The sequence below is a fragment of the Novosphingobium sp. ERN07 genome (assembly GCF_012641335.1).
GTDB lineage: Bacteria > Pseudomonadota > Alphaproteobacteria > Sphingomonadales > Sphingomonadaceae > Novosphingobium.
In genome coordinates this window covers 26879-48280 of the sequence record NZ_JABAID010000005.1, presented here as the reverse complement: position 1 = coordinate 48280, position 21402 = coordinate 26879, and the positions used below count along the sequence as shown (strand labels likewise).

The 21402-nt window shown below is 62.3% G+C and carries 21 protein-coding genes; 8 read left to right on the top strand and 13 right to left on the bottom strand.

Annotation, left to right across the window (positions count from 1 at the left end; genetic code table 11):
* Complete coding sequence (locus HGI47_RS08975; protein ID WP_168852409.1) at positions 1-1389, bottom strand: FecR domain-containing protein; 1389 nt, start codon at positions 1387-1389, stop codon at positions 1-3.
* A complete protein-coding gene (locus HGI47_RS08970) occupies positions 1389-2072 on the bottom strand; it encodes a response regulator transcription factor (RefSeq protein ID WP_168852408.1) in 684 nt (227 codons plus the stop codon). The genes HGI47_RS08975 and HGI47_RS08970 overlap by 1 nt, the downstream gene beginning before the upstream one ends.
* A 147-nt stretch (positions 2073-2219) precedes the next feature.
* Between HGI47_RS08970 and HGI47_RS08965 the strand changes: the two genes are divergently transcribed.
* Together HGI47_RS08965 and HGI47_RS08960 are read left to right on the top strand one after the other, a co-directional pair.
* Positions 2220-2369 carry a hypothetical protein gene (locus HGI47_RS08965; RefSeq protein ID WP_168852407.1) on the top strand — a complete coding sequence of 50 codons (150 nt, stop codon included), beginning with the start codon at positions 2220-2222 and terminating at the stop codon, positions 2367-2369.
* Positions 2370-2564: 195 nt separating this feature from the next.
* Positions 2565-2975: a hypothetical protein gene (locus tag HGI47_RS08960; RefSeq protein ID WP_168852406.1), complete on the top strand. Its 411-nt coding sequence runs from the start codon at positions 2565-2567 to the stop codon at positions 2973-2975.
* Here HGI47_RS08960 and HGI47_RS08955 read toward each other — a convergent pair.
* The 9 genes from HGI47_RS08955 to HGI47_RS08915 are packed head-to-tail and all read right to left on the bottom strand — an operon-like array spanning position 2877 to position 13927.
* On the bottom strand, positions 2877-3908 hold the full coding sequence (locus HGI47_RS08955) for a YncE family protein (RefSeq protein WP_240950100.1): 1032 nt from the start codon (positions 3906-3908) through the stop codon (positions 2877-2879). The genes HGI47_RS08960 and HGI47_RS08955 overlap by 99 nt on opposite strands.
* A 24-nt stretch (positions 3909-3932) precedes the next feature.
* Positions 3933-5702 carry an allophanate hydrolase gene (atzF, locus tag HGI47_RS08950; protein ID WP_168852405.1) on the bottom strand — a complete coding sequence of 590 codons (1770 nt, stop codon included), beginning with the start codon at positions 5700-5702 and terminating at the stop codon, positions 3933-3935.
* Entirely contained in the window at positions 5699-9295 is a 3597-nt protein-coding gene (gene uca, locus HGI47_RS08945; protein ID WP_168852404.1) for an urea carboxylase, read from the bottom strand. The genes atzF and uca overlap by 4 nt, the downstream gene beginning before the upstream one ends.
* On the bottom strand, positions 9292-9924 hold the full coding sequence (locus tag HGI47_RS08940) for an urea amidolyase associated protein UAAP2 (RefSeq protein ID WP_168852403.1): 633 nt from the start codon (positions 9922-9924) through the stop codon (positions 9292-9294). The genes uca and HGI47_RS08940 overlap by 4 nt, the downstream gene beginning before the upstream one ends.
* 15 nt (positions 9925-9939) lie before the next feature.
* Positions 9940-10764: an urea amidolyase associated protein UAAP1 gene (locus HGI47_RS08935; RefSeq protein ID WP_168852402.1), complete on the bottom strand. Its 825-nt coding sequence runs from the start codon at positions 10762-10764 to the stop codon at positions 9940-9942.
* Entirely contained in the window at positions 10761-11240 is a 480-nt protein-coding gene (locus tag HGI47_RS08930) for a CopG family ribbon-helix-helix protein (protein WP_240950099.1), read from the bottom strand. The genes HGI47_RS08935 and HGI47_RS08930 overlap by 4 nt, the downstream gene beginning before the upstream one ends.
* Positions 11237-11992, bottom strand: coding sequence for an ATP-binding cassette domain-containing protein (locus tag HGI47_RS08925; protein ID WP_168852401.1), 756 nt, complete (start codon positions 11990-11992; stop codon positions 11237-11239). The genes HGI47_RS08930 and HGI47_RS08925 overlap by 4 nt, the downstream gene beginning before the upstream one ends.
* On the bottom strand, positions 11989-12804 hold the full coding sequence (locus tag HGI47_RS08920) for an ABC transporter permease (RefSeq protein WP_168852400.1): 816 nt from the start codon (positions 12802-12804) through the stop codon (positions 11989-11991). Before HGI47_RS08920 ends, HGI47_RS08925 begins: the two co-directional genes overlap by 4 nt.
* A gap of 40 nt (positions 12805-12844) precedes the next feature.
* Positions 12845-13927, bottom strand: a complete 1083-nt coding sequence (locus HGI47_RS08915) for a putative urea ABC transporter substrate-binding protein (RefSeq protein ID WP_168852399.1) — start codon at positions 13925-13927, stop codon at positions 12845-12847.
* A 233-nt stretch (positions 13928-14160) separates the two neighbouring features.
* On the opposite strand from HGI47_RS08915, the gene HGI47_RS08910 reads away from it, so the two are divergent.
* On the top strand, positions 14161-15042 hold the full coding sequence (locus tag HGI47_RS08910; RefSeq protein ID WP_168852398.1) for a sterol desaturase family protein: 882 nt from the start codon (positions 14161-14163) through the stop codon (positions 15040-15042).
* 10 nt (positions 15043-15052) lie between these two features.
* Here HGI47_RS08910 and HGI47_RS08905 read toward each other — a convergent pair whose 3' ends face one another.
* Positions 15053-16318, bottom strand: a complete 1266-nt coding sequence (locus tag HGI47_RS08905; protein ID WP_168852397.1) for a DUF3422 family protein — start codon at positions 16316-16318, stop codon at positions 15053-15055.
* A 235-nt stretch (positions 16319-16553) separates the two neighbouring features.
* On the opposite strand from HGI47_RS08905, the gene HGI47_RS08900 reads away from it, so the two are divergent.
* Together HGI47_RS08900 and HGI47_RS08895 are read left to right on the top strand one after the other, a co-directional pair.
* Positions 16554-17750 carry a molybdopterin-dependent oxidoreductase gene (locus tag HGI47_RS08900; protein ID WP_206066088.1) on the top strand — a complete coding sequence of 399 codons (1197 nt, stop codon included), beginning with the start codon at positions 16554-16556 and terminating at the stop codon, positions 17748-17750.
* Complete coding sequence (locus HGI47_RS08895) at positions 17750-18052, top strand: cytochrome C (protein ID WP_168852395.1); 303 nt, start codon at positions 17750-17752, stop codon at positions 18050-18052. Before HGI47_RS08900 ends, HGI47_RS08895 begins: the two co-directional genes overlap by 1 nt.
* On the opposite strand, the gene HGI47_RS08890 is transcribed toward HGI47_RS08895, so the two are convergent.
* Positions 18049-19128 carry a YeiH family protein gene (locus HGI47_RS08890; RefSeq protein WP_370521670.1) on the bottom strand — a complete coding sequence of 360 codons (1080 nt, stop codon included), beginning with the start codon at positions 19126-19128 and terminating at the stop codon, positions 18049-18051. The genes HGI47_RS08895 and HGI47_RS08890 overlap by 4 nt on opposite strands.
* 128 nt (positions 19129-19256) lie before the next feature.
* Here HGI47_RS08890 and HGI47_RS08885 point away from each other — a divergent pair, with 128 nt between their 5' ends.
* The 3 genes from HGI47_RS08885 to HGI47_RS08875 all read left to right on the top strand — a co-directional run bounded on the left by HGI47_RS08885 (position 19257) and on the right by HGI47_RS08875 (position 21366).
* On the top strand, positions 19257-20495 hold the full coding sequence (locus tag HGI47_RS08885; protein ID WP_168852394.1) for an MFS transporter: 1239 nt from the start codon (positions 19257-19259) through the stop codon (positions 20493-20495).
* Between the two features lie 108 nt (positions 20496-20603).
* Positions 20604-21122 (top strand): hypothetical protein, encoded by a 519-nt coding sequence (locus HGI47_RS08880; protein ID WP_168852393.1) that lies wholly within the window; start codon positions 20604-20606, stop codon positions 21120-21122.
* Between the two features lie 10 nt (positions 21123-21132).
* Positions 21133-21366 (top strand): hypothetical protein, encoded by a 234-nt coding sequence (locus HGI47_RS08875; RefSeq protein ID WP_168852392.1) that lies wholly within the window; start codon positions 21133-21135, stop codon positions 21364-21366.
* Positions 21367-21402: the final 36 nt, after the last annotated feature.

Genomic DNA, 21402 nt, shown 5'->3' with positions numbered 1-21402 from the left:
CTATTCCGGTGCCGCCACGGTAAGCTGCTCGAAGGGAAGCCAGTTCTCTATCACATCGGTGCCGTCATCCTGCCGCACCCCGACGCGCCAGCGGTAGATGCCGGGCGGAAGATTGCGCAGACGGACACCGCCGGTCTGCAAACCTGTCTCGTTCACCAACCATGTGGTTTCGGCATCGGGCTGGCCGGGGTTGGGCCTGGGGCCAAGCTGAAAGCTGTAGCTGCGCTGTCCAGCACCTTCGCCACCCCACGTGAAGCGCATCGTATCGGCATCCGATTGTGCCGAAGCGGTGACGCCTGCAAGAACACGGCGCATTGCAAATGTCTGAGGCAAGCCTTCAAGGCCCGAAGCGGCGATGCCACTGACCCGCACGAACAGGCTGCCGTTGGGAATGTCGGCAAAGGCAAAGTCCTGCACGGTGCCTGTCTGTTCGGCCAGCACTTTGGCAAAGCTTGCATCTTCGGATATCTGCACGTGATAGGCACGCGCGCCGGGAAGGGATGCCAGCGCCAGTTTGACGAGCGGGTCAGTCTGGATCCGGCCCGGTTGCAGCAGGTCCGGCGCGGTCAACAGGCGTTCGGTGGCAAGATCGCCACTGGCCGACACCACTGCGCCCAGCCCCTCGGTCAGACTCGCTTCACTTCGCGTTGCGTCGCTGCTGGCCGAGACGGTCCCTTCCAGCACCTCGGCCAACGATGCATCCTCGGCAAAGCCCACGCGAAAACGGGTGCCACGCACAGCCGCGATGGCACGCGGAGTACGGATGCGGAAGCGGTTGTTGCGGTCCTTGCCCAGCGGGCTGGCAGAGGTTTCGACCTTGCCGTCTTCGACTGCAAGATCGTAGTCGATGCTGCCCGTCAGCGTGATGCGATGAAGCCGGGTGATCCGCATCCGGGTGCGGGTGGGCATCGATGTGCGCGATCCGTTGGGCAGTTGCAGCGTAACGAAACCGTCTGCGCCGGTTTCAATCGCGGCTCCCGGTGCGATCTCGCTGCCTACGCTTGGTACGAGTTGCTGTCCGGCCTGATTGATCACCACATTGCCGCGAACCGCAATGATCCGGGCAACAAGCGGTTCGGCTTTCAGCAGGCTTACGGGGATGCGCAGGACCGTGCCCACCGGGATGCGATGCGGATCGACAATCTGGTTGAGCCTTTGCACCGCGCGGTAGCTTTCGGGTCGCACCAGCGATTGCTGGGCGAGCGTGAAGAGGTTGTCGCCCTTGCGCACGCCATATTCGATGATGTTCTGCAACGCAGTGGCATCGACAATCGGGATACGGCTCGTCTTGGCGGCGGAAGGATCAGCAGCCCCGATGGTCAGGGCAACCGCCACGCCCAGCGGCAGCATCCGCAAGCCTGCGATCCGTGCGAGAGTTGAACGCTTCATCAGCAGGACTCCAGACGATAGCCATAGTTGAACACTGTCTGCAGCCTGTATCCGTTTTCTGACCGGAGCCGAAGCTTGGCGCGTATGCGCGAGACGTGCATGTCAAGTGTGCGGGTCGTGAGATCGGCCACCGATTTCCACACTGATTCCATCAGGTATCCCCGCGACAGCGGCTTATGCTGATTGGCGAAGAACAGATAGGCCAGCGCAAATTCCTTGCCCGTTAGAACGATAGGGTCGCCGCCCAGCGTTACGGTCTCGGCTGTCCGGTCAAACTCATAGGCACCGAACCGTTCGAACCGTTCCGTCGTGGCTTTAGGCTGCACGCGGCGCAGCACGGCGTGAACGCGGGCGGTGATTACGATCGCGGATTCGGGCTTTACGATATAATCGTCTGCCCCGGCGTGAAGCGCGGCGGCCACGTCGTCCTTGTCTGACCGGCTGGTCAGCATGATCACTTGCGGACAGGGCGCGATCTGCGCCTGCACCCAGTTAAGGATATCCATACCCGACATATCGGGCATGTTCCAGTCGAGGATCAGCAGATCGAAAGTTTCGCGGGCCAGCGCACTGACAAGATCGCGACCGCGCCGGAACGATACGCAGCGGAATCCTTCGGCGTCGAACAATCGCGACACGAATTGTAGCATCGTGTCGTCATCGTCAACGATTCCGATTTTCATGATCTGCCCCGGCCAGCCTTTCAGAATGCCGCCATACCGTGCGGTTGCGCGCTGGTAACGCCAAAGTCTGCAAGTTTACATCTCTTTACAACCGTCTTGCTGAATTGTCGGTTACTTGTCCCGCGTCGGGTCAAGGGAGCGGCGCAATTGGAACGGGCAGAAAGCAGTCAAGCTGGCTGGGGGGCGGATTCGGAATATGGGCGAGAACGTTTTGCCGTGCCGAAACTTTTGGCGGCCCCCGGTCTTGCGCTGGCGCTTTGGGCGCTGATCGGCATTGCGATGCTGGCATTGGGCTGAAGGTTCCGTTCTGGATCGCGGAACGTTTGGCAATCCATCCTGCCGATCACGCGCCAGAGATCCGGCAATCCGCTGCCATCCGGGGTAGGCAGCGGGCATCTCAAAGTCCTCGGGTCGCACTCTGATCGGACCGCATGTGCCCAGCACATGCGGTCCGGCCTTCAACTGCTTCAACAATATGCAGGGTCAGATCACATGTCGGCTGTCCACTTTCTCCAGAAGCCCCGTGAGGAGCATGGTCTCGCGATGAACCTCTACCGCGTTGCCAAGAACTATCGTCGGCATCTGCAGGAGTGCGAGGATCTGCTCCCCGGCCTGCAACCCGCCGGATCGGGCTGGCTCATGCTGACCGAACTTTACCTTGCCAAGATAGAGAAGCGGAAGATGTCGGTATCGGGCGTGTGCGTTTCGGCAGGCGTCCCGTCGACCACAGGCCTGCGGTATCTCGACATGCTGATGGGCGTCGGCATGGCAGTGCGCATCCCTGACGAGAATGACCGTCGCAGATCATGGGTCCGCCTGACGGACGCAGGTGTACAGACGGTCGAACAGATGCTGACGGGATTTGTCACCTGCATCGACGCTTCGCAAACCGGCACACGCTGAGTTTAAAGGCTGCGGCGCGGCCAGCAGGCTTTTCATAGGCCAGAACGACAGCGTGTGTTCGTCATGCGCGCTGGTCCAGACACCTTTTGGTGTGTAGCGGATTGCGCCGCTGCCTGCGGGTTTGCCGTGACGGCCGGTGACTGTCATCGAAGCGGGATCGATCACCGCAAAGACCTGATCGTCGGTTGTGCGTAGCCACACCTTGCCGCCGCCGGTGTCGATATCGCCCCACTTCAGGTTCGCGCCGACCTTTACTCGGCCCACCACCTGTCCGGTGGCAGGGTCTGCGCGGACCAGTGTGCCATCGCCCTGTTCCTGCACCCAGACGCCACCTTCGCCTGCGGCCAGAAAGCCGGGCATGGTGCCAAGTGGCGCGCGCGCGATGACCGTGTTGGTCTTGGGGTCGATCTTCTGCAACGTCTGCTTGGTCGCGCTCACCGCCCACACAGCGTCATAGCCGTAGGTTACGTACCATGTGTCTGCATCCACCGGGATGTTGGCTATGATCGTGTTGGTTGCAGGATCGACGCGCGCCACAGCGCCTTCGGGCTTGCTGGCAATCCACACTGACCCTGCGCCGGTGGCCACGATCAGTTCGCCTTGCTTCTGGTTGGCGATGCCTGTGGGGATAGTGGCGACGATCTTTGCGCTTTCCAGATCGATCCGCACCAGCGTGCGTTCGGCACAATCGGCCACCCATAGCGAGCCGAACTCGATGGCCATCGCCCCGCAAGGCCGCGCCACCGGCACTTCAGCCACTTTGCCGGTGCGCGACCATTTCTCAACCTTGCCGCGATTGGTGGCCCACACCGCATCGCCATCCACGGCGAGAAAATCGGCAAAGCCCGGCACGGTCTGCGCCTGCTCCACCTGAGCGTGCGCGGCGGTAGAGGCCGCAAAAGCGGCGGCGAGAACGAGCGTCTTGCGGAGCATCGGGGAAGGCCTTTGGCTGATGGATCAGGATTTGCTGGCGATATAGGCGCGCCACCCGCCAAGGTGCGTGATGTCTTCCGCCCCGGCAAGCGCGCGCGGCTCTGAAACAAAGCCTTTCACGCTGCTGCCATCGGCCAGCGTGACGGTGCCGATGGCAAGCGGCGGCGGTACGTCCACCACGAAGCTGCCAAATTCGGCTACGCCCATTTCATAAACCTCCAGCTTGATCGCCGCGCCATCTTCGCTGAACACCAGTGCTGGCTTGGGCGGCACGCTATCGGCAATGGCGTAGAGGCGATAGGTGGGCGCAGTCTCGAACGCGCCCACGAAGGTGGCGTTGCGTGATGTAAGCTGCCAGTGCAGCGGCATTCCTTCCAGATGTGCGCCAACGACGGCCAATTTCACGGTCTGCATCTTGCCCTCCAGATCGAGCGGGGGTGGGGGTGGTAATTGCGCGGCGGCGAGCCATGCTTCGGCGGCGGTCATCAGCGCGCGGTCGCTGTCTGCCGGGCCGATCAGCGTGATGCCAAAGCCTGTGCCATTGGCGCGCTGGCCCGCAGGGACGGCAACGGCGGCCATATCCAACAGGTTCACGAAATTGGTGTAGGCACCAAGATTGCTGTTGAGCGCCACCGGAGCTGCCAGCAGTTCGTCCACGCGATAGGTCGTGCCCGTGGTGGGGAACACCAGCATGTCCACCAGTTGCAGTAGTTCATCAGCGTGCCGTTTCAATTCGGCCATGCGGTAGATGCCGTTCCACAGCTCGACCGCGCTCTTGTCCCAACCTGCTTCCACCACGCTGCGAACGGTGGGATCGACGGCTTCGGGGTTTTCGGTCAGCAGCTTGGCGATGGCCGCAGTGCGCTCTGCCACCCACGGCCCGTTATACAGCAGCAGCGCGGCTTCCTGCAGCGGGGCCATGTCGATTTCGACGACTGTCGCCAGTTCGCCCAGCTTTTCCAGCGCCATGTCATAGAGATATTCGGATTCCAGATCACCAAACCAAAGCCGCTGTTCGCGCCGGGGCACGCCGATGACTTTGGCGGCAAGGTTGCGGTCGGCCAGCGGCTTCGACCACGGATCTATGGGATCGAAACCGGCTATCACCTCATCCACCAGCCGCGCATCGGCCACATCATCGGCAAACACGCTGATGCAATCGATGCTGCGGCAAGCAGGAACCAGCCCGGCGGTGGACCAGCGGCCCTTGGTGGGCTTGAAACCGATCAGGTGGTTGAATGCGGCGGGCACGCGGCCAGAGCCTGCGGTATCGGTGCCCAGTGCAATCGGTACCAGCCCTGCCGCCACAGCCACCGCAGATCCGGAACTCGAACCACCGCTGACATAGGCAAGGTTCGAGGCGTTGCGTGGAATGCCATAGGGGCTGCGTGTGCCGACAAGCCCGGTGGCGAACTGATCGAGATTGGTCTTGCCCACGCAGATCGCGCCTGCTCCAGCCAGTCTGGTGGCCACCGTGGCATCGGCTTGCGGGTTGTAGGCAAAGGCGGGGCAGGCTGCGGTCGTTTCGAACCCGGCAACGTCGATGTTGTCCTTGGCCGCAAAGGGCACGCCCGCCAGCGGCAGCCGCTCACCCGCTGCCACCCGGGCATCCACCGCGCGGGCCTGTTCGAGCAGGCTTTCCGCCGATGCGCGGCTGATCCACACCTGCGGCTGCACCGCGTCATAGGCAGCGATGCGCGCCAGCGTCTGTTCCATCACCGTAACCGCACTTGTCGCGCTTGAACGCACCGCTTCGGCAATCACGGTGGCACTCTGCCGGAAGGGCGCGCTCATGCTGCTTTCTCCAGCGCAAAGATCGGCGCACCCGGCTGCAACGATTGCTTCTCGCTGACATAGAGCGCCACGACCTTGCCCGAATTGGGGCTGAGCACCGGGCATTCCATCTTCATCGATTCCAGCACGGCAATCGTATCGCCCGCCTGAACTTCGTCTCCGGGGGCCACAAGCAGCTTCCACACGCTGCCTCCGAACGGCGCTTCCACCACGTCTGCGCCATCAGGCACGGCGATGACGGTTTCGGTGGGTGTATCGGCATCGGCCAGCGCGGAAACGCGGTCGAACTCGCCCTTGGCTTCCCAGTCGGCACGCTCTGCATCGAACGCAGCCTTGCGGCTGGCTTCGAACGCGCTGATCGCATCGGCATTATCGGCAAGGTATTTGCGGTAATCGGACAGGCGGAACTCGGAAGGTTCGATCCTGATCGACCGCCGCCCGCTGGGAAAATCGCGCCGCCATTCGGCCAGTTCCTCGGCGCTTACCGGGTAGAAGCGGATCTGGTCGAAGAAGCGGAGCAGCCACGGCTTGCCTTCGGTGAAGTCGGCAGTCTGGCGGTGGGTGTTCCACACCTGAATGGTGCGTCCGAACAACTGGTAACCGCCGGGGCCTTCCATGCCATAGATGCACATGTAAGCCCCACCGATGCCCACCACGTTGGGCGGTGTCCAGGTGCGGGCGGGGTTGTATTTGGTGGTGACAAGGCGGTGCCGGGGATCGACCGGTGTGGCCACCGGCGCGCCCAAATAGACATCGCCCAGACCCATGACGAGGTAGCTCGCCTCGAAGATCAGGTTCTCCACCGCCGCCACATCGGGCAAGCCATTGATACGGCGAATGAATTCGATGTTGTCCGGGCACCACGGCGCATCATCGCGGACCGCGCCCATGTACTTCTCGATAGTCTCCAGCGTGGCGGGATCGCGCCAGCTTAGCGGCAGGTGGACAATGCGCGAAGGGATCGCAAAATCCTCCAGATCGCCCAGCCGCTCTTCCGCGGCGATGAGTGCGGCCAGCGCCGCGGCCTGATCCAGCGCTGCGCCATCGAAGTGCAATTGCAGCGAGCGGATGCCCGGAACGATGTCGATCACGCCGGGCAGGGCCATGCGTTCCAGTTCAATCATCAGCGCGTGAACACGGATGCGCAGTTCGATGTCGAGCACGATTGGGCCGTATTCGACAAGGATGTTGCGGTCGCCCTGCTGACGATAAACCGTGCGCGGGTGTGCTGGTCCTTCAGGCAGTTCTGCAAGCACCGGAGTCTGCGTAGCGACAGCGCAGGTGCGGCTAGGTGGCGTCTTGGTGCCGTTCAGAAGCAGGTCGGTTTGTGCGGCAGTCGCAGCGGTCGCTTCGGCCATGTTCACAGGCACGAAGCGCACTTTGTCCCCTGCCGAAAGCTGGCCGACCTTCCACAAATCCGCGGCGATCACCACGAAGGGGCAGACGAAACCGCCCAGCGAAGGGCCATCAGGGCCGAGGATGATCGGCATGTCGCCGGTGAAATCGACCGCGCCGATGGCGTAGGGATTGTCGTGAATATTCGATGGGTGCAATCCCGCTTCACCTCCATCGCGCCGCGCCCATTCGGGCTTGGGGCCGACGAGGCGCACGCCCGTGCGGTTAGAGTTGTAGTGCACCTGCCAGTCAGCGGCGACGATCATGTCGATATCGTCATCGGTGAAGAAATCCGGCGCACCGTGTGGGCCGTAAAGCACGCGAAGGGTCCAGTCGGTGGGCAGTTCGGGCAGGGGAATGCCTAGTGGTGCCTCGCCCGTCGCCTTGCCAGCAAGGTGCAGCACATCGCCTGCCACCAGCCGCCGCGCAGCGTGGCCGCCGAACTGGCCGAGTTCGAAAGTGCTGCAACTGCCGAGATAGGGTGCAATGTCCAATCCGCCCGCGATCAGCAGATAGCCGCGCATCCCACCGCCGGAAGCGCGCCCCATGCTGAGCGTCTGACCTGCCGCTATGGCGATAGGTTGGCCCAGCGGTACGGATATGCCATCAAGCGTTGCGCCAAAATCAGCGCCTGTCAGGCAGATGCGCGCGGGGGCCGAGAAGGTGAGTGTGGGACCGGTCACGGTCATTTCCAGCCCGGCCATGCCTTCGGGATTGCCCAGCAGGCGGTTGCCGATGCGGAACGATTGGTCGTCCATCGGGCCTGACGGAGGCACGCCTACGGCCCAGAGCTTCTGCCGCCCCGGCCAGTCCTGCACGGTGGTGGCGGTGCCGCCGCTGACCACGCGGATGCTTTGCGGGGCGTAGTGCACACTCTCCAGCGCGCGGGTGGAAACCTCTCCAGTGGTGAAAGCGGCAGAGGCAACCACGTCGCCCAGCCAGCGCAGGTTCGTTTCGATCCCGTCGATCCGGCTCTCCTCCAAGGCCTGCTGCATTGCGGCCACAGCGGCTTCTCGGCTTTCTGCATGGACGATCAGCTTGGCCAGCATCGGATCGTAGAACGCGCTGACTTCACTGCCCGCCATGATCCACGTTTCGGTCCGCACGCCTTCGGGGAACTGGACGCACGTCAATTTGCCGGAGGTTGGGCGATAATCGAGTGCGGGGTCTTCGGCGTAGAGCCGGACCTGCACGGAATGGCCCTTTGGCGTGGTCGGTGCGGTATTGAGGAAGGCGTAGTCGCCCGCTGCGCCCCGGATCATCCACTCTACCAGATCCACGCCGAAGACCATTTCGGTCACGCCGTGCTCCACCTGAAGGCGGGTGTTCATTTCAAGGAAGAAGAACTCTTCGCGGTCGGCATCGTAGAGGAATTCGACCGTGCCTGCGCTGCGGTATTTTGCCGCTTCACCCAGCCGGATTGCGGCGGCGAACAGTGCCTGCCGAATGGTTTCGGGGAGGAGCGGGGCAGGGGCTTCTTCCACCACTTTCTGGTTGCGCCGCTGGAGCGAGCAATCGCGTTCGCCCAGTGCCACCACGCAGCCCGCGCCATCGCCAAAGATCTGCACTTCCACGTGCCGCGCGCGCCGCACGAAGCGTTCGAGGAACACGCCTGCATCGCCAAAGTTGCTTTGCCCCAGTCGCGCGACGGCGGCAAAGCCATCGCGCACGTCGGCTTCGGTTTCACACACACGCATCCCGATGCCGCCGCCGCCCGCCGTGGCCTTGAGCATGACGGGAAAGCCGATGGCGTGCGCTGCTGCGATGGCTTCAACTTCACCGGTCAGAAGATCGCTGCCGGGGGCGAGCGGCAGGTTGTGCGCGGCTGCCAGTTCGCGTGCGCTGTGCTTCAGCCCGAAGGTGCGGATATTGTCCGCTGTGGGGCCGATGAACACGATGCCTGCCTCGGCACAGGCGGCGGCAAATTCGGTGTTTTCCGAAAGGAAGCCATAGCCCGGATGGATTGCGCCCGCACCGGTGCGTTTTGCCGCGTCGATGATCTTGGCAATGTCAAGATAGCTCTCGCTCGGTCGCGCGCCGCCGATGCAGACGGCCTCGTCAGCTTCCGCCACGTGAAGCGAGCCTTCATCCGCGTCTGAATAGACGGCGACCGAGCGCAGCCCCATGCGCCGCAACGTGCGGATGATCCGGGTGGCAATCGCACCGCGGTTGGCGATCAGAACGGTATCAAAAGTCATGCGGCCACGATCATGCGAACAGGGGTGGGGTTGAAGGCGTTGCAGGGGTTGTTGATCTGCGGGCAGTTTGAGACGACGACGATCACGTCCATTTCTGCCCGCAAGTCCACGGTCAGGCCGGGGGCCGAAATACCATCAACGATGCCCAGCGTCCCGTCAGCCTCGACCGGCACGTTCATGAAGAAGTTGATGTTCGAAACGATATCGCGCTTGCCGCGCCCTTCCAGCAGGTTGGCTTCGAGGAAGTTTTCGACGCAGGCATGTTGCGACTTTGTGTGATGACCATAGCGCAAGGTGTTGGATTCACAAGAACATGCGCCGCCGATGGTATCGTGATAATCCACCGCCGAAGCCGCGATGGTCATCATCGGGCGGCCTTCGTTCGACATGAGTTGCGTGCCCGTGCGCAGGAACAGGTTGCCCTGCGCCGCCACGGTATCCTGCGCGCTGTAGCGCTCGGCGTCGTCGGCTGCCCTGTAGAGCAGGAAGTCTACTGCCTGATTGCCTTCAAGATCGACGATGCGCAGCGTCTGGCCTTTCAGCACGTGGTAGAGCCAGGGCGCGCGGGCGGGCACGATTTCGTCGTGGACGATGGTGGCGGAGAGGCCGGCGAGATGGGGATCGCTCATCGCTTCAATCCTTGTTCAGCGGCGGTAGTAGTCTTCGACGTTGAGGAAGGCGCGCAGGCCCTCCGGCGTCGCGTTGCGGATGGGGTCGGTTTCGGTGGTCACCGGCCCGCGCCACGCGGTTGCCCGCAGCGGGGTGGCGCTGTATTCCGGCCTTGGATCAAGCACATGCGGGCAATTGGCGATCACCACGATCACGTCCATTTCCGCCTGCAGCACCACTTGCCGACCCGGTGCGAAGGGGCCGACTTGCGGCGTGATCGTGCCGTCCAGTTCGATCCGCGTTCCCTTGAACAGGTTCACGCAAGGATGCACATCGCGCCGCCCCAGCCCATGCTTCGCAGCGCCCAGCAAAAAACGGTCGCGCCCGTTGGGATAGGCCCCGCTGTTGCGGCCTTCGCCATATTTCGCAGCGTTCGTGGCAGCGTTCGACGTGCCGGAAAAGCAGTCATGCGTTTCGGCATCGTCTGCCTCGATGCTCATCAGCACGCGGCCCATGTCCGACAGCAGCAGCTTGCCCGCAGCGAGATAGGCGTTCCATTGCACCTTAACCGTATCGGCCACGTTCAGCCGCTCGGTCGGCATTTCGGCGTTGAACACCTGAAGTCCGGCGCAGGCATCGCCCTCCACATCGATCAGTCGCAGACGGCTGCCGCGCGCCAAACGTCGCGTAGCATAGCCGCCCGGCGCAATCGTTTCTTCCCACACGACGCCATCGGCAGAGACACCTGCCGGAAGGTCTGACGCAACAGGCGGCAGCACCGGCATGGCTTCCACCACGGTGCCGCCCATGCTGCGCGCATGATCGCGCGCGGCCATCGGGTTGGCGAGGGTCTGCGTCATTCCACCGCTCCATCGGTTTCGCCTTCGCTTCCGTCCTGCTCGTAGAGCGGCGGGAGAAGGGCGGTTGTCGTTACGAGTTCAAGCTGCTGCACGCCGCGCACCCGGCGCAGCGCATCGGAAAGATCTTTGAGCCTTACCGCCGGTCCTTGGACCAGCAGCACTTCCAGTGATTGGTCATCCTGCAGGAAGACGTGCTGCGAGGAGATCACCTCTTTGAGGTAGTGCGCCTGCGTCTGCGCCAACTGGTGCCGCACCCGGCCACGGTCGCCGCGATAGACGACGGTGATCGTGCCCGCGAGCATCTCTTCGGGTCGGGTATAGGCCTCGTGCGCGGCAAGCGCGTGGCGGATCAGTTCGGCAATCAGTTGCGAGCGCGAGGGCAGGCGGCGCTCTTCCACCATCATGTCCAGCTTGCGGAACAGGCTGGCAGGCAGGCTCATGCTCATCCGCGCGAGCGGTTCGGGGGAGGGCGTCATGCCGCTTCGTCCTCTTCCTCTACCGGCGCAGGCTTGGTCAGCGGCAGGTCATAGACTGCCGTTGCGCCAAAGCGGTGCGGCGCATGGGGGTCATGGCGGCGCTTGTCGAGCGCCAGCACGCGGGTGCCCAGAGTGAAGGCCTCGCGGATGTCGTGCGTCACCATGATCACGGTCAGATCGTATTGCCGCCACAGCTTCGTGATCAGCGCGTGCATGTCGGCTCGGATGCCGGGATCGAGCGCGCCAAAGGGTTCATCCAGCAGCAGGATGCGCGGGCGCTTGATCAGAGCTTGGGCGATGGCAAGGCGCTGCTGCATCCCGCCGGACATCTGTGCCGGGTAAAGGTGCATACTGTCCGCAAGGCCCACCGCTGCCAGCATTTCCGCCGCTTCGGCCTCTGCCGCCTTGCGCTTTGCGCCGCACAGGCGGCCCAGCAGCGGGGATGCGGTGCATTCCAGCCCGAACACCACGTTGCCCAGCACGGTCAGGTGCGGGAACACCGAATACTTCTGGAACACCACGCCCCGGTCAGGGCCGCATTCGGGCGGCAGCGGTACGCCATCCAGCGTGATCGTGCCGCGTGTGGCCTGTTCCTGGCCCAGTACCACCCGCAGGAAGGTGCTCTTGCCCGCGCCCGATGGCCCGACGACCGAGACGAAGGAGCCTGCCTCGACATCGAGATCGACTTTTTCAAGGACGATGCGGTCGCCATATTCGACCCACACGTCGCGCAACGAGAGAAGCGCGCTCATCGTGCCACCCCGTGTGCCCAAGGGAAGGCTTTGTGGCTCAGCTTGGTCAGGGCCACGTCCATGAGGATCGCCAGCAGGGCAATCCACGCCACGTAGGGGATGATCACGTCCATCGTGAGATAGCGGCGGACGAGGAAGATGCGGTAGCCAAGGCCGACGTCGGACGCGATGGCTTCTGCCGAGATCAGAAATACCCACGCCGGCCCCAGCGCCAGCTTGAGCGCCACGATCAGCCGGGGCAGGGCTTGCGGCAGCGCTACGCGCAGCAGGATCTGCCAGCTTCCTGCACCCAGGGTCTGCGCCTTGACAATCTGTTCGCGAGGCAAAGCGCCCACGTGCCCGGCCACGTCGCGCACCATCACTGGGGCGATGCCGATCACGATCAGCGCCACTTTGGCTGTCTCACCCAGGCCCAGCGCGATGAACAGGATCGGTAGCAGCGCAATGGGTGGGATCACCGCGATGCCGGTCACCAGCGGGCCGAACATGGCGCGCACCGGGGGCAGCGCGCCCAGCACCAGACCCACCAGTAGGGCCATCAGCGTCGCAATGCCAAGGCCGAGGCCGAGGCGCTGCAGGCTAGCCAGCGTATCGGCCCAGAACACCAGATTGCCAGTAAGCGCATCGGGCTGCTGCATCATCTTCCACAGCGCCGATGCCATCCCCGTCGGCAGTGGCAGGATCTTGTCGGCGGGGTTCAGCGCGTGGCGCTGTGCCGATGCAACGAGGTAGGCGATTGCCAGAAGGACGATCGGGATCGCGCCAAGGCCGATCGCCTGTCGGCGTCCGATCTGTCGGTTTACCCAGCGCATTCTTGCGCCTCCATCAGGGGGGATTTGAACGCGGGGCGGATCAAAGCTTGCCGTCGGCGGCCAGCTTCATGAAGCTTTCGTCAAAGCGCAGGGTGACGCGGGCAGGATCGCCCAGCGTAACGCCGCCGGGAAAACCCATGCCCACCGCATCGGCAGAGGGCGCGCCTTGGAACAGCCCTTTGGAAAAGCTGAAATCGCGCACTTTGGTCATCGTCGATATCAGTTGCGGCGCTGTGGTGGCGGCCACGGCTTCCTTTGCATCGACATAGAGCCGGGTGGTCTTGAGCTGCGCGTCGAACACGTCTGGTGTGGTTCCGGCCAGCTTGGCCATCGCCGCGCGGGCTTCCTTGCCCTGCGCATCGTCGCGCACCATCAGGCTGACGGTTTCGTACCAGATGCCTGCCAGTGCCTTGCCCAGATCGGGATTGGCCTTGAGCGTGGCGGTATCGACCACCAGCAGATCAAGGATTTCGCCGGGTATGTCGGCGGAACTGAACACCTGGTTGACGCCCGCCTGTCCGCGCATCACCGAAAGCTGCGGGTTCCATGCGACGGCGGCCTTGGCATCGGGGCTGGCAAACGCGCCCACGATGTCGGCGTCGGATGTGTTGATCGTCTTCACATCGGTCAGCGACATGTCGTTGGAATTGAGCGCGCGGGCGAGCAGATAGTGCGAAACCGAAAGCTCGACCAAGTAGACCGACTGGCCCTTCAGCGCGGCCACACTGTTGCCGCCTTTCAGCAGCACGCCATCGTTGCCGTTGGAATAATCGCCCACGATGATCGCGCTGGTGTCCTTGCCGCCCGCAGCGGGGATGGTCAGCGCGTCCATGTTGGCCACGGTTACACCATCGAATTTGCCGGCGGTGTACTGGTTCACCGACTCAACATAGTCATTCACCTGCACTACGTTGATCTTGATGCCGTACTTGTCGGCCCACTTCTTCACGATCCCGGCCTGCTGAGCATAGGGCCAAGGCATCCAGCCGGCATAGATGGACCAGCCGATGCTGAATTCGGTCCGCTTTGCCGCAGGGGCATCGGCAGAGGGCGAGCATGAGGCCACTGCCAGCGTCGCCGCGATCAGTAGCGTCTTTCCGGTCCTGCTGATCAGTCTGAGCACTGGTGATTCCCCTTTTGCACTGCAACATCATCTTGATGGGGGAATTTGCCGAGGCTGCGTATTACGCTTTTTGCGTATGGTAATATTGGCTGCACGCCATGATACCGCCCTGCCAAGGACTTTGGCCCGCGCTCTTCGCCCCGTCAACGCGGGGTTCTTACGTCATACGACGTATGCTATGATCGTTTCTGGGCCGCATACCTTTCTTACGATTTCAGGAAAGCTGTTCGGGCATGACCAAGGGCATCGGAAAACTCGGTATCGACCTGCTGCCGCCGGTAATGGTGGCCATCGTGGTCGCGTTTTGGGCCTTTGCGCCCGAAGCGTGGATCAAGAACACCTGGGTCGTGATTGGAGTCAGTTCGGCCATCACGCTCACGGTCTTGCTGCTGGAAATCCCGTTTGAACGGCACGCAGGCTGGCGCATGAACCGGCGCGAGTTCTTTACCGATCTTTTCTACGTCGTGCTCAGCGCTACCGTCATTTCCAAGGCTACCAATTTCCTGGCCGAACAGCCGCTGGAAACGCTCAAGAAATCATGGGGCATCGCCACGCCCTGGGCTGAACATATGCCGTGGCTCCTGCAAGTGGCGCTGGTCGTGTTCCTTGTGGAGTTCGGGCAATACTGGATGCACAGGCTGATGCACAATTCCACGCCGTTCTGGCTGACGCACGCACCGCATCACCATATCACGCAACTCAACGCCATGAAGGGTGCCGTCGGCAATCCCGTCGAACTCTGGCTGATCAGCCTGAGCGTGGTGGCGCTGTTCGATCTGCAGCAGTCCGCTGCGCTGGCGGGGTATGGCGTGATGGGGGTTGTTTCCACATTTGCCCACGCCAATGTGCGGTCCAATCCGCCGCTGTTCTATTCTTTCTTTTTTACAACCATCCGCCATCACAGCCTGCACCATTCGGTGCCCTATGAGGACACGCGCTGCAACTACGGCAATTCGCTGATCGTGCTGGACCGGATTTTCGGAACCTACAAGGAAGGGGAGGCCTCGGTCGTCGGGCAGGATGATCGTCGTCGACTGTCGATCAAGGAACAGTGGCTGTTCCCGTTCACCCCGCTGATCGAAAGATACAGGGCGGGCAGGGCGAAAGCAGCCTGACGCACCTGTATCAGGTGTGCGCCAGCACCCGGCTTTTGACCGTGTGCATGGCCAGCCACACGCCCAGCACCACGGGTACGACCAGCAGGCCGATAACCAGTTCGTCTGATATGCCCAGAACCCCGTCGGGCACCGCGTAAAGCGCGTACTTCAGCAATCCCAGCGCATAATAGCTGAGCGCTACGGCAGACAGACCTTCAACCAGTTGCTGTAACCGCGCCTGCATCGTGATCGACTGTTCCATCGAGCGGAGCATATCGGCATTCTGGTTTTCTATCCGCGTATCGATCCGGGCGCGTAGCAGCGAGGTCAACTGTTCGGTCCGCGCCCCCAGTCGTTCGATACGCTCACTCGTGGCGAAGCAGGTGTTCATCGCGGGGCGGAAACGGCGCTGGGTGAAATCCACCAACGAGGCGAAGCCTTGCACCGGCTGCACGTCAAGTTGATCAAGCCGCTCCTCAACGATCTGCCCATAGGCGCGGGTCGCATCCATGCGAAACGATATTGCGGTCGAAACCGAGGCGAGATCGAGCGCAAGCCCGGACAGTTCGGCCAGCAGGCTGTCGTCACGTGCGTCGCTATCGGCAATGCGGTTTGCCAGATCGCGCAGGCGGGCTTCGGCTGCATCCAGCTTGGGCCAGCATTCGCGCGCCACCGGCAGGCCGAGCAGAGCCTTGTTCCGGTAATTGCCAAGTTCCTGCATCCGCTGCATCTGTCGTGTCAGATCGCGCGGATCAGCCCCGTTTGCCGCCACCAGCAAGCGCCCGAAGCCATCCACCATGACGCGGAAGTCCGACCATATGCGGATATCCCCGCCCAGCGTGCTGGATACAAGTTCATCGCGATTGAGAGAGTGGCCCGCCATCACGCGCGCGATATCGGCATCGCTTTCGCCAATCCACACGCGCGTGCTACGGATGATCTGGCCGGGCAGGGTTTGCGCCCATGTGATGGCTTGCGCAATCAGCGGATCGGCTTGGGCATCGACAAAGCCTGCCTCGTCGCACGGGCTGGCGAACAAGGTCAGGCTGCTGCCTTCGCTTTGCCGTTCCCACGTAAAGGTGACAGCTGCATTGATCCGGCCTTCGCGATGGGCAGGATTGCCCACCGCATCGCGCACATCGCAGCGTGCTTGAATCGCGGCCAGTTCGTCTGCTCGCTCTGCATCGGTTATGGCCAGCACCCATTGCACGATGTGGCATGGCACCGGCAGCACGGGCCAGCGGCGCAAATGCATTTCCCCTACCGCACGACGTCTCAGTTCGTGGTCACGCACCGGTGCATCTCCCTACATTGGCGGAATCTCGCCGCTTTGGCCGAGCGCTATTGCACGATGATGATCCCGCCAAACGGATTGCCGATAAAGTCAGGCTTTCCGGCCAAAAGGATGAGACGGGCAGGAGATGGCTGGTCTACCCCATCTGGCATAATAGCAATTTCTGGCCAACGGTGGACATACTGTTCTGGTTGGGCGAAAAGGATGAAAGAATCCTAGCGCAGCCGGAGAGGAAATGGCCGTGTTTGATCGCAGAATGTTTCTTGCCGGAGCAGGCGCAGCCGCTGTTGGCGGCCCGGCGCTGGCTGAGACGGCCGTGACGCTGCCCTTCGGTAATGGCGCAAGGCCATTGGTGCGAATGCCGCAGAAGCGGGAGATGATCCTGCTGACCACGCGCCCGCCACAGTTGGAAACGCCGTTTGCGGTGTTCAACGATGGGTTGTTGACGCCCAATGATGCGTTTTTCGTGCGCTATCACTTGTCGGGCCTGCCCACGGTGATCGATCCCGGCACGTTTCGGCTAAAAGTGGGCGGGCATGTGGGCAAGCCGCTGGAATTGTCGCTGGCCAGCCTCCGTCGCGATTTTCCGGTGCGCGAGATCGTGGCGGTGAACCAGTGTTCGGGCAATAGCCGGGGCTTTGTGCAACCGCGCGTGGGCGGTGGCCAGCTTGGCAACGGGGCGATGGGCAATGCCCGGTGGCGCGGTGTGGCCGTGAAGCATTTGCTTGAAAGGGCTGGCCTTCGTGAAGGCGCGCGGCAGGTGACGTTTAATGGGATGGACAATCCACCGCTCGACGGCATCCCCGATTTCGTCAAGGCGCTCGATGTGGATCATGCGCTGGATGGCGAGGTGATGGTGGCGTTTCAGATGAATGGCGCAGACCTGCCTTTCCTGAATGGCTATCCGTTGCGGCTGATCGTGCCGGGGCATTATGGCACCTATTGGGTCAAGCATCTGGACGAGATCAATGTGGTGGACGCCCAGTTCGATGGCTACTGGATGAAGACCGCCTATCGCATCCCCGACAACGACTGCAATTGCGTGGAGCCGGGGCAGAAGCGCGACAAGACCAAGCCCATCGGGCGGTTCAACGTGCGCTCTTTCATCACCAGCCATGTCGATGGCGCGCAAGTGAAAGCAGGAAGCGTGGCCGAGCTGCGCGGCATTGCCTTTGCCGGGGGCGATCCGGTGGGGCGGGTGATGGTTTCCGCTGATAACGGGGGCACATGGCAGGAGGCGCGGATGGGTGAGGATCTGGGGCGCTATTCCTTCCGTGAATGGCGGCTTGGGGTGACGTTTGCCGCTGGAAAGCACACGGTGAAAGTGCGGGCGGAGACGGCGGGCGGGGAGGTTCAGCCGTTGTCCGCGCGCTGGCAACCTGCGGGCTATATGCACAATCCAGTGGAGACGATCAGGATGGAGGCGGTTTGATGCGGGCGCTGGTGCTCTCTGCCACACTGGCCATGTCAGCTGTTGCCGTTTCTGCGAAGCCTGTGACGTTCGACATGCCGGAGGAGGTTGTGCCTGCCGAATTGGCCGACGAGGCGGGCGAGCCGGTGGTTGCGGCTTGTTCGACCTGCCATTCGCTGGAATACATCACCACCCAGCCACGCGGCAAAGGCGCACAGTTCTGGCGCGATGCGGTTGCGAAGATGATCAACGTTTACAAGGCTCCGATAGAGCCTGCGGATGCCGATGCCGTGGCGGAGGTGCTGGCAATGCGGTTTGGCTAAGCAATTAGCAGCGCGGCAGCGAGGGAGGCCGCAAAGCTGACCACGGTGGCGCTGGCCACCGGGATGGCGGGCTTGAGGCCGGTTTCCATCAACAGGTCCAGACGGCTGCGCATGGCGGTAGCGATTACCGCTATCAAGAGCAGGCCTTTCGAGCCGTCCAGCGCAGCGTCTCTTGCAGCGGCGGGAATGCTGGTCAGCGAATTGAGCAAGACTACGCCGAAGAACGCAACAATGAACCACGGCAGCGCGAGGCGTTTCCAGATCGGCCCGTCTTTGCTCTGCTCGACATTTCCAATGGCAAGGCCGGTGATGATGACCACCGGTGCGAGCAGGGCGACGCGCGAAAGCTTGACGATGGTGGCATAGCTGCCCGCGTTTTCCGAAAAGGCATAGCCGCCGCCGATAGCCTGCGCGACATCGTGGATCGACGCGCCGATCAGAAAGCCCGCCTGGCTGTCGGTCAGTTGCAGATATTCGGCAAGAATAGGGTAGAGTGACATGGCGAGCGCGCTGGCGAGCGAGACGACGACCAGCGTTATCGCGAACTGCGCCTGGCTCAACCGTTCACGCCCGATCACGCCATAGAGCGCCATTGCTGCGCTGGCCCCGCAGATCGCGGTCGCGCCGCCCGCCAGAATGCCGGTGTAGCGCGATTGGCCGACCAGCTTTGCGCCCGCGATCCCGGCGATGAACGTGACAGACATGATTGCCACCAGCGCGGCGAAGGGGGCCGGCCCCAGTGAGCCGATTTGGGAAAAGGTGACTTGCAAGCCGAGCAGCACCACGCCGAAGCGCAGGCAGGTGCGCGATGCGAAATCAAGCCCCATGTGGCTGCGCGGATCACGCGCTACGAAGCTGAGTGACAGGCCGATCAGCAGGCCGAGCAGGATGATGGGGAAATGGTAATGTTCTGAAAGCCACGCGGCGGCAGCAGCGGCAATCGCACAGATGGCGAGGCCGTGAAACACGGTCTCACGCGGCTCTGCGGTGGCAGGAACCACTTCGGCAAGGTGCATTTCCCCGAACAGGTCAGCCGCAGAGGGGAGGGACTCCCAATCGATCTCCTGCCGTACCACGTGCTATTCTCCCGCGATTGACCCGCTTTATGTCCTACGGTGTCACATAGTGCTTCCCTTACGCGCGGAAGCGGCTATCGTGCAAGCAGGAAGCGCCAGCAGAGCGACTGGAGTTGGGAGAGTTTCGCATGACGCAGGGTAAGGCGATGGGCCAAGGCGGCATGGGACGTGGCGCGGCCATTGCACTGGTGGCGCTGCTGTTTCTTGGAAATGCGCTAAATTATGTTGACCGGCAGGTGCTGGCGCTGCTCAAGCCTACGCTGGAGGCGGAGTTCGGCTGGTCAGACGCGGACTATGCGCACCTTGGTTCGTCGTTCCAGATCGCGGCGGCAGGAACGTTGCTGTTCGTTGGCTGGTTCGTTGACAGGCTGGGCGTGCGCGTGGCCTATGCCATTGCCGTCACCGTGTGGAGCGCCGCGGGCATGGCGCACGCGCTGGCGCAGACCGTGCAGCAATTCGTGGCCGCGCGGATCGTGCTGGCAGCGGGTGAATCGGTTTCGACGCCTGCGGGGCTGAAGGCGGCAGCGACCTATCTCCCCGTCGCCCAACGCAATTTCGCCATCGGGTTGATCAACACTGCGCCCAATATCGGCGCGATCCTTACGCCGCTTTTGATCCCACCTTTCGCGCTGGCGTTTGGTTGGAAGGCGGCTTTCGTGGTGACGGGCGCGCTCGGATTCCTGTGGCTGGCAGGCTGGTGGTTCGGCACGCGCAACCTGCAGCCTCTTGGCAACGTGCCTGAACGCGCCCGCGTGCAGTGGGGCGTGCTGCTGCGTGACCGGCGGACATGGACGGTGATCGGGGTGAAGTTCTGCACCGATGCGGTGTGGTGGTTTGTGCTGTTCTGGATGCCCGATTTCTTCAACCGCCAGTTCGGACTGGGTCAAGGCGCGCTGGGTTGGCCCATTGCCATCATCTTCACGCTGGCGGCGCTGGGGGCGCTGACTTCGGGCGGGCTATACCCGATCCTGCTGAGCCGGGGCTTCACCGTGAACAGCGCGCGCAAAACGTCGATGCTGTTCTATGCGCTGGTCGTGCTGGCCATGCCGCTGGCACTGCTGACGGACAGCCCGTGGATCGCCGCCCTGCTGATTGGCCTCGGCCTGTTTGCGCATCAGGGCTTTTCCACCAACGTCTTCGGCATGACCGCCGACGTGATCCCCGCCACCCGCGTCGCCAGCGTGATCGCGCTGGGGGCGATTGCGGGGAACCTCTCGGGCACAGGGATCATCGAGTTTGCGGGTTGGTCACTGACCAATGGGCTGGGCTATGTGCCGCTGTTTGCGATCTGTGGGAGCGCCTACCTCGTCGCGCTGGCTTTCATCCACCTGATGCTACCCAAGCTGGAACTGGCGGCGGGGGAGTAAGGGCAAGTAAGGTTCATTGCTATGGTCACTGCCAATTCTATCAATATGGCGCATTTGGACGAAGCTCCTTGATTGACAGGAAGATCGCAAAGCACCAGCCTGCCTAAGATGACACCGGCAAAGATCGCAGGCTTGGCAATCAGCATAAGTTCATGCCTGCTCAGTGGAAGTAGTTCACCACCCGAAATCTATGAGACGGATGTTGTGAACGTACTCACTTTGGCTGTCCGTGCGGCGGCGATCAGTGGCAAGATTTCTGGCGATACTTGCTTCCGCAAGGATATCGAGCCGACGCCAATAATGTTGGAAGAGCGCGGCGGGCGCTGGGTGCAGGAATTCGGAGTTGATTATCGAATTCTGAAATCACCCAACCTTGGGCAGCTTCCAGAAGCAGCATTTGCAGCATTGCCGGTGGCGAAGCGCAGATCACAATGCACCCATCCCATCGTGTTTAATCCCGTTCAGTTTGTTCAATTGAACAAACGCGGAGCCATCACAACACACGCCTTCATAGACTTCGGGGACAGGTGCCCCCTGTGCGGTCAAGGCTATCAAATGATGGCTAAAAAGGAGGCAGGACGCTGGATCATTGAAAAGCCCGGCATAACTTCAACTTGGGTAAGCTGAGAAAGCCGACATGGACACCATCAAACGCCTTGGCGGAAGTACAAACTCAGTCCTTCTGCAGTTGCCCGAACGCCATAACCCGAGCGTGGCGCTGCAACAGGATTCGTTGCAGAATTTGAGATCTCTGGTGTCAGCTTTGGACGAAGCCCACGATTCAGCAGACGAAGAGGAATTCAAAGGGCTCGTTGAGGAACTTTTCGAGTTGCTCGACGGATATCTGGCGCCCTTCAACGCGAACGACTGACAGTTATCAAGTCAAACTGCCAACTATCTGACCGCG